Source organism: Pseudomonas sp. NFR16 (assembly GCF_900108875.1).
Lineage (GTDB): Bacteria > Pseudomonadota > Gammaproteobacteria > Pseudomonadales > Pseudomonadaceae > Aquipseudomonas.
The window spans coordinates 260,854-271,548 of record NZ_FNYJ01000001.1; the positions used below are offsets into that span (position 1 = coordinate 260,854).

Genomic DNA, 10,695 nt, shown 5'->3' on the forward strand with positions numbered 1-10,695 from the left:
AGGTCCCTCGGCACTTCGTCGACGATCTATGCGGCGCTTCATGACTTGAACACGCTGTGTACGCGGATATGCCCCACCGTGACGGTTCCTTACCTGCTGGTCATCGATACGGTGACCGTCGAAACCATCGCTTTTTTTGCACCCGAAGACGCCGCGCTCGGCGTAGCCTTTGGCGCAACGCCTTGCGCGGCGCCGGTCATTGACGGGATTCGGTTCGTGGATCTGGGATATTCGCCGTTGCCGCCGTTCGAACTGCAATTCGGGCACGGCACCCCAGGGCAGTCTGGTGGGGCAGGCGAGGCGGGGGTTGCCGCGTCCAGGGCCTCTGTCCACTGCTGAGAAGAGGCCTGGTCGTCGGCTTTCACCGGCGATCAGGGGGCGCTGCCCGAACCGTTCCGGGCAGCAGGTTTTCAGGTCAGAGCGACCATTTCACCGAGAACATCAGATTGCGCGGGTCGCCATAGACACCGGTGCCCGAGGCGTTGGGGATGCCCTGCCAGTAGCGGGTGTTGAACAGGTTGTTGACGTTGACGCGGCCGTCCCAGTGCTCGTTCAGCTTGTACCCGGCCATCAGGCCGACGATGCCGTAGGCGTCCTGATCCGCAGTGCCCGTTCCAACCCGGTTGAAGGTCTTGCTCTGCGCCAGGACGTCGGCACCGACGCGCCATTTATGCAGCTCGCCCGGCAGTGTGTAGGAGGTCGCCGCTTTGAACAGGTGCTTGGGTTGTTCCGGAGCAAAGAGCTTGCCTTCGTTGTTGTTCGGGTCTTTCTGGAACTGACTCAAGACGTAGGTGTAGGACGCAGAGAACTGCCAGTCAGGCGTCAGCGCACCGCTGATCTCAGTGTCGATGCCGCGACTGCGGACATTACCGGCCTCCGAACAGCTTCGGGCAGGGAAGCCCGGGCAGTTGGCCGAAGTCTGATTGTCGAGCGCGTAGGCACGGTCTTCCTGCTCCAGCTCGAACAGGGCCACCGACGCGTTGAGCGCGCCATTGAAGTACTCACCCTTCAGACCGATCTCGTAGTTCTTGCCGGTGGACGGCTTGAGCACGCTGCCTGCCGCGTCCAGCTCGCTTTGCGGCTTGAAGATCTCGGTGTAGCTGGCATAGGCAGAGTAGGTGTCGTTCAGGTCGTAAATGACACCGGCATAAGGCGTCACTTCGCGCACAGCTTTGTAGTCGCTGTCGCCCTTGAGGTCGTTGTAGTCGTACCAGCTGACACGGCTGCCGATGATCACGTGCAGCGGATCGATCGGGTTCAGGCGCGCCGCGGCGTAGATGCCTTCCTCGGTCGCAGTGTTCTGCACGTTGTACAGGCTGGTGTCGACGTCAGGCTTGGGCACCGAGTGAGTCGGGTTGTAGAGGTCGATCGGCGTGCCGTCGGTCCAGCCGCCCCATTGGTGAAACTTCTCCTGGCGATGGCTGACGCCCACGACCAGTTCGTGCTCGCGGCCGAACAGCTGGAAGGGGCCGGTCAGCGATGCGTCGAGGTTGGTCTGATCGTCGTCGTCGCGATATTTGCCGTGGTACTGCTGGAAACCCAGTCCGTCATAGTTGCCGACATAGCTTGAGAAAGTGTCGGCCTCGGCCCAGATTTTCTGTGCGGCGATCTTCGCGGACCAGCCATTGTCGAAGCGGTGGGTGAGGTCAGTGAACAGGCTGATGTTGTCTTTGTTCCAGTACGACCAGTCGTTGCTGAGGAAGGTCGAACGCTTCAGGTGCAAGTCTTCGCCATTCGGGCCGCTTGGCAATCCACCCCAGTCCGACGTGTTGTCGTCGCGCTGCTTGGATGCGCCGATTGTCCAGGTCGTCGAATCGTTCAGGTCGGCTTCCAGGATGCCGTAAAACGTCTGACGCTGATTTTCGCGAATGTCGGAGAAGCTCTTGTCGTCTTCGTAAGCCGTGACGACGCGCCCGCGCACGGTGCCGGATTCGTTGAGTTTGTTCGAAGCGTCGATCTCGGTGCGATACCGGTCCCAGCTGCCTGCGCTGGTGGTAACGCTGACCTGCGGCGTCGCGGTCGGACGCTTGCGCACCAGGTTGAGCGTCGCCGCCGGGCTGCCGGCCCCGGTCATCAGGCCGGTGGCGCCACGCACCACTTCAACGCGATCGTACATGGCCAGATCGGCACCGGAAATCACGTCTTGCGTGTAGGTGCTGATGCTCGTCGGCAGGCCGTCGTACATGATGTTGTCGATCTTGAAGCCGCGCGACAGGAACTCCTGACGGTCAGACGCGGTTTTGTGCAGCGTCACGCCTGGCGCGTACTTGACCACGTCGTTCAGGTCGTTCATGCCCTGATCTTCCATGCGCTGGCGGGTGATGACGCTGACCGATTGTGGCGTCTCGCGGATCGACAGCGGCAGCTTCGTCGCCGTGTTCATGGAACCCGTCGTATACGAGCCCGTATTCTCGGTCGTGGCCATGCCGGCGATGCCGTAGTCGGCATTGATGTCCACGCTCTGCAATGCGATCTGGCCCTGACCTGCGGCAGCCGTCTGGACCGACGGAACGACCCGCACCGTGTTTCCTTCCATCGCCATGGTCAGCCCGCTGCCCGCCAGCAGCTGCTGCAGTGCCTGCGCGGGCTCAAGGTCGCCGCGAATCATGGGTGCCTGCTTGCCCGCGACGGATCTCGCGTCGAAGACCACCTGCATGCCGCTCGAGCTGCCGACTTGAGTCAATGATGTGGCAAGGGACTGGGCAGGCATATCGAAATGAACAGGTGCAGCGATCGACATCGGGGTGAAGCCGACTGCAATGGCAGTGGCCAGAAGCGAGAAAACTGGGCGGTGCATGAAGAAGCTTCCTGAGGTTCAAAAATCTGCTCAGCTTCCCTGCGGGTGTTGAAAGCGTGCTCCGTCACGCATAGCAAAGCGCCATGGGGGCCGGATGTTAACAAAATTTTCATATATTACAAATGCAAATCGTTCGCGATCAAAAACGGGATAGATTCATATTCGATATGCGGTGCAAGTCAGAGGTACAGCTCACCAGACACCCGCAGTGCCCCATTGCGGCCTATCCAGGGCCTTATCTCAGCGAGGTTGTTGGAGCTGCGGCGGGAATCGCGCCGTCAGGCGTTCACCAGATTGGCGCGTGCCAGGTCGATGAAGGCTCGGAGCGCAGAGGAGGGATTGCGGCGGTTGGCGTAGTAGAGGCACAGGTTGTCCCGAGGAGGGGTCCAGTCTTCCAGCACTCGCTCGAACTCCCCGGCTTCGATCTCGGGAATGACGTCCTGCTCCATGAAAAATCCCAACCCAACGCTCTCCTGAACCACAGCCTTGGCCACGCTCGACTCATCCAGGGTAAGGGGGCCGGTGACATCCAGCCGGGTCGTTTCTCCGTTCTTTTCGAAGTGCCACGGGTAAATCCCGCCGTTTGGCAGACGGATTCGCAGGCAGGGGTGCTTGAGCAAATCGGCCGGTGTATGCGGGCGTCCATGGACCTTGAAGTAGGCAGGCGTGCCCACCACGGCATAGCGCTGGGACTGGCCGAGGGAGACGACGATCATGTCGCTGGGGATCAGATTCGCCGCCCTCACGCCCAGGTCGAACCCGTCGGCGACAATGTCGACCAGGCGGCCTTCGGTCACCAGATCGATGTGCACCTGCGGGTAACGCCGCATGAACTCCAGTACCAGCGGCAGCAGTGCGGCGCGGGCAGCGGTGGCGAATGCGTTGATGCGCAGCACGCCTGCAGGACCGGCGTTGTGGGAGCGGACCGCGTCCAGACCGGCGCGCAGGTCCTGTAGCGCAGGCCCGACGTGCTGAAGAAACAGTTCGCCCGCATCAGTCAGCGACACGCTGCGGGTGGTGCGATTGAACAAACGCGTTTCCAGGCTCGCTTCCAGCTTCGCGATGGTATGGCTCAGCGCGGTGGTCGAAATGTCGAGGTCGATGGCCGCCTGACGGAACGAACATCGGCGCGCAACCGCCATGACGGCGTCCAGTTCGTTGAGGCTCATGCGAGGATCGGGCATGGGATTGTCCTGAAAACCGGGATAGGTCGTTAACGATTGGCCCAGTTGAGCAAATTATCCTGGGAGCGGCAAGATGGATCAGGTGAACCACACATCCATCTGATCCGGGATAAATCGCTTATGAACCTTCAACTTCCTGACGCCCTGCGGACGTATTTCGACATCGGTAACGGCTCGCTGGAGATCACGCCATGAACCTCAACCTGAACGGCAAACGGATTCTGGTCACCGGTGGCACCAAGGGCGTGGGACAGGCGGTCGTGAAACTGTTTAGCGAACAGGGTGCCCGCGTGCTCACGTCAGCCCGTCAGCCGAGCTCCGAACTGCCGGACGAGATGTTCGTGACAGCTGATCTGTCGACGCTCGAAGGTTGCGACGCGCTGGTCGCCGCGACTCGGCAACGCCTTGGCGGGGTCGACGTCATCGTCCACGTACTGGGCGGCTCATCCGCACCCGGCGGCGGTTTTGCCGCGCTTGACGATGAGCAGTGGCAGCGCGAACTGGCCCTCAATCTTCTGCCCGCCGTGCGTCTGGACCGCGCTTTGCTGCCGGACATGCTGCAGCGAAAGGAGGGCGCCATCCTCCATGTGACCTCGATTCAAAGCCGGCTGCCATTGCCAGAATCCACCACGGCGTATGCCGCCGCGAAGGCGGCGCTCTCGACCTACAGCAAAAGCCTGTCCAAAGAGGTGTCGCCAAAGGGTGTTCGTGTGGTGCGAGTGTCGCCGGGCTGGATCGAAACCGAGGCGTCGGTAGCACTCGCCCAGCGTCTGGCCGATCAGGCAGGCACCGACTACGAAGGCGGCAAACGCATGGTCATGGACGCCATAGGCGGCATTCCACTGGGTCGACCTTCGACGCCCATGGAAGTGGCGCAGCTCATCGCCTTCCTGGCGTCGCCTTACGCGTCGTCCATTACCGGGAGCGAATTCGTGATCGATGGCGGAACGGTGCCCACGGCCTGGTAAACATCCCGCACGACCCGGCATGGGTTCAAAAAACGAACCCATGCCCCAGCTCACCTTCCATCCACTCGAGAAACCGTCGCACCCGGGGGAAGCTTGAGTGGGCTTTGGGGAACACCAGGTGATGGGCGGCGACCGGTGCGCTGAGCGATTCGGGCGAGACTTCCACCAGTTCCCCCGAGGCCAGGTATTTTTGCGCCAGCAGCGAGCTTTCCAGTGCGAAGCCCAGCCCATGGCTCGCGGCTTCGAGGGTCATGTAGGAACGATCGAAACTCAGCGCGTAAGGATTCTCCGGGCGTGCCAGACCGTGTTGGGCGAACCAGGCCGGCCACTTCAATAGCGTGGCTTCCGACAGGATCAGGTCGCGGTCAAGCAGATCCGCGGCCTCCCGGACCGGTCTGCGTGCGAGCAATTTTGGCGCTGCCAGTACCGCGAACGTTTCGTTGCGCACGGTGCGCACCTCATAGCTGGGCCAGTTGGGCACGCCGTGACGAATGTCGACATCGATTTTGTCCCGGCTGAAGTGCAGCGACTCATACGAGCAGGAGAGGTTGATCTGGATGTCGGGATGAGTCAGGCGAAAGGCTTCCAGCCGCGGCATCAGCCACAGCAGTCCGAAACTCGGCGATGAGTGCAGGCGCAGGCAATCGAGACTGACGTCGCTGCTTGCGCGTTCGGTGGCCACGGCGAGGCTGTGCAGCAGGCCGGACACCTCCTTGAGGTATTGCTCACCCACTGGCGTCAGGGTCACGCCGCGGGCATTGCGCACGAACAGCTGGCGACCAATCATCGCCTCCAGATTCGCCAACTGATGACTGACCGCAGAAGGCGTGAGGTCCAGCGCTTCGGCCGCTCTGGCGACGTTGCCGAATCGTGCCGTCTGCTCGAAGGCCTGAATTGCCCTCAACGGTGGCAGGGTCGGTGCGGTGTCGGAAGGGGTGGACATACCCGCGAACTCCTTGTTGTTCTTGTTTTCCAGCAGTTTGTATTCAAACACCGCCGGGACAGAGTTGGCGAGGGCTGAAATTTTTTCAGCATCCAATGATTTTTGCGCCATTGCTCGACCTGACCGCGAAGCAGAAGCTGAGCCCATCGATTCCACAGAATCGAACCCATAACAATAATCAGAGGTTTCGCTCATGCTTCTTCAAGGCAAACTCGCAATCATCACCGGCGCCGCATCCGCCCGAGGAATCGGCAGGGCCACGGCGGCCACCTTCGCCCGGCACGGCGCTCACGTGGTCATTCTGGATCTGGACGAAGCCGCCGCTCGGGATGCCGCTGCATCGCTCGGCGAAGGCCATCTGGGCCTGGCTGCCAATGTCGCCGATCAGGCTCAGGTCAACAAAGCGATCGCGCAAGTGATCGAGCGCTACGGCCGCATCGACGTGCTGGTCAACAACGCCGGGATCACTCAACCCCTCAAAACCCTCGACATCGGCGCCTCCGATTACGACCGCGTGCTGGACGTCAGCCTGCGCGGCACGTTGCTGATGTCTCAGGCGGTCATCCCGCTGATGCGCGAGCAATCCAGCGGCAGCATCGTGTGTATGTCTTCGGTGTCGGCGCAGCGCGGCGGCGGGATCTTCGGCGGACCTCACTACAGCGCGGCGAAAGCGGGGGTGCTGGGTCTGGCCAAGGCAATGGCACGTGAACTGGGGCCAGACAATGTGCGGGTGAATTCCATTGCGCCCGGGCTGATCCACACCGACATCACCGGTGGCCTGATGCAGGATGAGCGCCGCCACGCGATCATCGACGGCATTCCGCTGGGCCGACTCGGTGAGGCCCAGGATGTCGCCAACGCGGCGCTGTTTCTGGCCAGTGACCTGTCGACGTACCTGACCGGCATTACGCTGGATGTCAACGGCGGGATGCTGATTCACTGACGACAAGTGGCCGGGCGAACTGCCCGTACTGTTCTGGATCGATGATCTGCCGGGCGACTCGCCTGGCGGTCTATAAAAACAAGAGATCGGACAATCATGATCACCACCATGACGCTCGACGCGGCTTCGACCGTGCGCTCCAACGCCTATCGCAAAACAGCCTGGCGCCTGATGCCGTTTCTCATGCTGTGCTACCTCTGCGCGTACCTGGATCGGGTCAACGTCGGCTTTGCCAAAATGCAAATGATGAATGACCTGTCGCTCAGCGAGACCGTCTACGGGCTCGGCGCTGGCATGTTCTTTCTGGGCTATTTCCTTTGCGAGGTGCCGAGCAACCTGATCCTGCACAAGGTCGGGGCGCGTCGCTGGATCGCCCGCATCATGATCTCGTGGGGCATCATCTCCGCGCTTTTCGCATTCGTCGAAACCGCCTGGCAGTTTTATGCCTTGCGCTTTCTGCTGGGGATCGCCGAAGCCGGACTGGCCCCAGGCCTGCTGCTGTACCTCACTTACTGGTTTCCGTCGTACCGCCGGGCAAAGATGACGGTCCTGTGGTTCGTGGCGATCCCGCTGTCCGGCATGGTCGGCGGTCCGCTCTGGGGCTGGATCATGAACCATTTCGCCGGCATGCACGGGTGGGCGGGCTGGCAGTGGATGTTCGTCCTGGAGGCGGTTCCTACCGTCATCGTCGGGCTGTTGGTGCTGACGTATCTGAAGGATGGCGTGCATCAGGCGACGTGGCTCACTGACGACGAAAAGGCGTTGGTCAACAAAGAGCTGGCGGACGACAACAGCCGCAAGGTGACCCATGCATCACCGCGCGAGTTCATCCGCGACCGGCGCCTCTGGTTACTGGCCTGCATCTACTTCTGCGTGGTGATGGGTCAGTACGCAATCACGTTCTGGCTGCCGACGCTGATCCGCAATGCCGGTGTCTCCGATCCGCTGCACATCGGCCTGCTGACCAGCCTGCCGTACATCTGCGCGATCGTCGCGATGCTGTTGATGGGGCGAAGTGGCGATAAACACCGCGAGCGCCGCTGGCATCTCGTGCTGCCAATGATCGCCGGTGCCATCGGCCTCACGCTGGCGGCGCTGATGGGGGGCAACCTTGTGTTCTCGGTATTGAGCCTGTGTCTGGCCGCCGCCGGTGTGCTCTCGGCCTCGTCGTTGTTCTGGATGTTGCCCACCACGCTGCTGGGCGGTGTTTCCGCGGCGGCCGGCATCGCCGGGATCAACAGCTTCGCCAACCTTGCCGGTTTCTGTTCGCCCTACCTGATCGGCTGGATCACCACCAGCACCGGGTCCAGCGCCATCGGCATGTACCTCATCACTGCAGTGCTGTTTGTCGGCGCGTCGCTGGTGCTGCGCATTCCGGCCGCGTCGGTCAATCGTTGAGTTCAATGGAGTCTTCGCAAATGACGGTTCATGCATCACACACCAGTCTGGCGCCGCTCGCCGAGCGCGCTTACAACATTCGTCGTCATGCGCTGCGCATGGGGCAGGTTCAGGGGCAGGGCTATGTCGGGCAGGCGCTGGGCGCCGCCGATCTGCTGGCCGTCTCGTATTTTCACGCGTTGCGCTATCAGCCGGAAAATCCTGAGTGGGAAGGGCGTGACCGCTTCTATCTGTCCATCGGTCACTACGCGATTGCGTTGTACGCCGCACTGATCGAGGCCGGCGTCATCCCGCTGGACGAGCTGGAAACCTACGGCTCCGACGACAGTCGCCTGCCGATGTCGGCGATGGCCGCGTACACCCCGGGCATGGAAATCACCGGGGGCTCGCTGGGGCACGGACTGGGCATTGCGGTCGGTGCCTGCCTGGGCCTCAAGCGCAAGCAATCCGGCTCGTTCGTCTACAACCTGTTGTCCGACGGTGAGCTGAACGAGGGTTCGACCTGGGAAGCCGCGATGTCGGCCTCGCACTGGAAGCTCGACAACCTGATCGCGATCATCGACGTGAACAATCAGCAGGCCGACGGACGCTCCAGCGAGATATTGGCCTTCGAGCCCATCGTCGACCGTTGGCAGGCGTTCGGCTGGTTCACGCAGCGCGTGGACGGCAACGATCTGCAAGCGCTGGTCACCGCCTTCGATGCCGCCCGCCAGCACACCGGCAGTCAGCCTCGCGTGATCATCTGCGATACCCGGATGGGCAAGGGCGTGGACTTCCTGGAAAACCGCGAGAAGACGCACTTCATTCGCGTCGATGAAAACGAATGGGATATGGCACTGGAACACCTTCGGATCGGGAGCAGCAAATGAGCACAGTCACTACTCCGGCAGGCGCCAAGAAGCGTCTGACCACATCGGCCATGATCGCCTCCATCGCCTCGGAAGGCCAGGCCACCCGCTCTGCACCGTTCGGGCACGCGCTGGCAGCGCTGGCCGAGCAACGCCAGGACATCGTCGGCCTGTCCGCAGACCTCTCCAAATACACCGACCTGCACATCTTCGCCAACGCACATCCGGAGCGTTTTTATCAGATGGGCATGGCTGAGCAACTGCTGATGAGTGCCGCCGCTGGCATGGCCCGCGAAGGCTTCACGCCGTTTGCCACCACTTACGCGGTGTTCGCATCGCGTCGCGCTTATGACTTCATCTGCATGGCCATTGCCGAGGAAAATCTCAACGTCAAAATCGTCTGTGGTTTGCCTGGCCTGACCACCGGCTACGGTCCCAGCCATCAGGCGACCGACGACCTGGCGATCTTTCGGGCGATGCCCAATCTGATGATCGTCGATCCCTGCGATGCGGTGGAAATAGAGCAGGCGGTTCCAGCGATCGCCGCGCACCAGGGGCCGGTATACATGCGCTTGTTGCGTGGCAACGTGCCGGTCGTGCTCGACGAGTACGGCTATACGTTCGAGATCGGCAAGGCAAAAACCCTGCGCACCGGCAACGATGTGTTGATCATCTCCACCGGCCTGATGACCATGCGCGCCCTTGAAGCGGCAGAGAAACTCAGAGCCGACGGCGTCGACGCGGCGGTGCTGCACGTGCCGACGGTCAAGCCGCTGGACGAACAGACCATTCTGGCCGAAGCGCGGAAACCCGGCAGGCTGGTGGTTACCGCCGAAAATGCCTCGATCATCGGCGGGCTGGGCGAAGCGGTGGCGGGATTGCTGATGCGCAACAGCGTGACGCCGACTTTTCGTCAGATCGCACTGCCCGACGCCTTCCTCGATGCCGGCGCGCTGCCGACCCTGCATGACCGCTACGGTATCTCCACTGACGCTGTCAGCGCACGGATCAAAGCCTGGCTTTGAGGCAAACCGGCCCGCGCGGAGCTGCCTGTGTCGGCGGTTCCGCGCACCCGCCACTAAGTCAATGGGTATGCCTGTCGTGGGCGCTGCGGGGTTTGCCGCGCTTGCCTTGAACGCCCCAATATCGCTGCATTTCGAGGAACAGGAACGAGGCGGTCCAAGTAATCAGCACCAGCCCGGTCAAGGCTTCCAGGCCCGTCAGAAACTTCAGCGGCCCTGTGGGCGTGATGTCGCCGAATCCGATGGTGGTGAACGTCGTGAACGAGAAATACACCGAGTCCATCAGACTGCCGTCGTAGTTGCCGGTCAATTGTCCCAGGCTGCCGGATGCATTCATGGCGTAGTACCCCAGCGCGAATATCCAGACTTCAATCGCATGAGCGACCAGCGCGCCCAGCACGCCGAACACCACGGTGAAGCGGTGCCAGAGGTTCAGTCGGGGCATCAGCAGGTTGAGTCGCATCAGGCACTCGTAATGGACGATGACCGCAGTGGTGATGATCAGGACGTTGATCAGGGTGATGAGTATCATGGCAACGCTCTCCGGCAATCACTGAGTGTGCCTCGCCCCGACGGATCGAGCGCGTTAAAT

General features: G+C 61.7%; 10 protein-coding genes. 6 read left to right on the forward strand and 4 right to left on the reverse strand.

What is annotated here, in order from left to right; all coding sequences use genetic code 11:
• Window positions 1-78 precede the first annotated feature (78 nt).
• Window positions 79-339 (forward strand): hypothetical protein, encoded by a 261-nt coding sequence (locus tag BMZ10_RS01280; RefSeq protein WP_093458257.1) that lies wholly within the window; start codon window positions 79-81, stop codon window positions 337-339.
• Between the two features lie 76 nt (window positions 340-415).
• Here BMZ10_RS01280 and BMZ10_RS01285 read toward each other — a convergent pair whose 3' ends face one another.
• Window positions 416-2,797: a TonB-dependent siderophore receptor gene (locus tag BMZ10_RS01285; RefSeq protein WP_093458258.1), complete on the reverse strand. Its 2,382-nt coding sequence runs from the start codon at window positions 2,795-2,797 to the stop codon at window positions 416-418.
• A gap of 278 nt (window positions 2,798-3,075) precedes the next feature.
• Window positions 3,076-3,981, reverse strand: coding sequence for a LysR family transcriptional regulator (locus BMZ10_RS01290; protein WP_093458259.1), 906 nt, complete (start codon window positions 3,979-3,981; stop codon window positions 3,076-3,078).
• Between the two features lie 191 nt (window positions 3,982-4,172).
• On the opposite strand from BMZ10_RS01290, the gene BMZ10_RS01295 reads away from it, so the two are divergent.
• Entirely contained in the window at window positions 4,173-4,949 is a 777-nt protein-coding gene (locus BMZ10_RS01295) for an SDR family oxidoreductase (protein ID WP_093458260.1), read from the forward strand.
• A gap of 25 nt (window positions 4,950-4,974) precedes the next feature.
• On the opposite strand, the gene BMZ10_RS01300 is transcribed toward BMZ10_RS01295, so the two are convergent.
• Window positions 4,975-5,892, reverse strand: a complete 918-nt coding sequence (locus tag BMZ10_RS01300; RefSeq protein WP_093459867.1) for a LysR substrate-binding domain-containing protein — start codon at window positions 5,890-5,892, stop codon at window positions 4,975-4,977.
• 193 nt (window positions 5,893-6,085) lie between these two features.
• Here BMZ10_RS01300 and BMZ10_RS01305 point away from each other — a divergent pair, with 193 nt between their 5' ends.
• From BMZ10_RS01305 to BMZ10_RS01320, 4 genes are all read left to right on the forward strand, one after another.
• The gene (locus tag BMZ10_RS01305) at window positions 6,086-6,835 is read left to right on the forward strand and encodes an SDR family NAD(P)-dependent oxidoreductase (protein WP_093458261.1); all 750 of its coding nucleotides are present in this window, start codon (window positions 6,086-6,088) and stop codon (window positions 6,833-6,835) included.
• Between the two features lie 96 nt (window positions 6,836-6,931).
• Complete coding sequence (locus tag BMZ10_RS01310) at window positions 6,932-8,233, forward strand: MFS transporter (RefSeq protein ID WP_093458262.1); 1,302 nt, start codon at window positions 6,932-6,934, stop codon at window positions 8,231-8,233.
• Window positions 8,234-8,253: 20 nt separating this feature from the next.
• Window positions 8,254-9,102, forward strand: coding sequence for a transketolase (locus tag BMZ10_RS01315; protein WP_093458263.1), 849 nt, complete (start codon window positions 8,254-8,256; stop codon window positions 9,100-9,102).
• Window positions 9,099-10,106 carry a transketolase family protein gene (locus BMZ10_RS01320; protein ID WP_093458264.1) on the forward strand — a complete coding sequence of 336 codons (1,008 nt, stop codon included), beginning with the start codon at window positions 9,099-9,101 and terminating at the stop codon, window positions 10,104-10,106. Before BMZ10_RS01315 ends, BMZ10_RS01320 begins: the two co-directional genes overlap by 4 nt.
• Before the next feature lie 58 nt (window positions 10,107-10,164).
• Here BMZ10_RS01320 and BMZ10_RS01325 read toward each other — a convergent pair whose 3' ends face one another.
• Window positions 10,165-10,635, reverse strand: a complete 471-nt coding sequence (locus BMZ10_RS01325; protein WP_093458265.1) for a potassium channel family protein — start codon at window positions 10,633-10,635, stop codon at window positions 10,165-10,167.
• Between the last annotated feature and the right edge of the window lie 60 nt (window positions 10,636-10,695).

What these genes read in the sequence shown, in the direction of transcription:
- BMZ10_RS01285 (WP_093458258.1), bottom strand. Translation starts at nt 2,797, where the DNA reads ATGCACCGCCCAGTTTTCTCGCTTCTGGCCACTGCCATTGCAGTCGGC.
- BMZ10_RS01290 (WP_093458259.1), bottom strand. Translation starts at nt 3,981, where the DNA reads ATGCCCGATCCTCGCATGAGCCTCAACGAACTGGACGCCGTCATGGCG.
- BMZ10_RS01295 (WP_093458260.1), top strand. Translation starts at nt 4,173, where the DNA reads ATGAACCTCAACCTGAACGGCAAACGGATTCTGGTCACCGGTGGCACC.
- BMZ10_RS01300 (WP_093459867.1), bottom strand. Translation starts at nt 5,892, where the DNA reads ATGTCCACCCCTTCCGACACCGCACCGACCCTGCCACCGTTGAGGGCA.
- BMZ10_RS01305 (WP_093458261.1), top strand. Translation starts at nt 6,086, where the DNA reads ATGCTTCTTCAAGGCAAACTCGCAATCATCACCGGCGCCGCATCCGCC.
- BMZ10_RS01310 (WP_093458262.1), top strand. Translation starts at nt 6,932, where the DNA reads ATGATCACCACCATGACGCTCGACGCGGCTTCGACCGTGCGCTCCAAC.
- BMZ10_RS01315 (WP_093458263.1), top strand. Translation starts at nt 8,254, where the DNA reads ATGACGGTTCATGCATCACACACCAGTCTGGCGCCGCTCGCCGAGCGC.
- BMZ10_RS01320 (WP_093458264.1), top strand. Translation starts at nt 9,099, where the DNA reads ATGAGCACAGTCACTACTCCGGCAGGCGCCAAGAAGCGTCTGACCACA.
- BMZ10_RS01325 (WP_093458265.1), bottom strand. Translation starts at nt 10,635, where the DNA reads ATGATACTCATCACCCTGATCAACGTCCTGATCATCACCACTGCGGTC.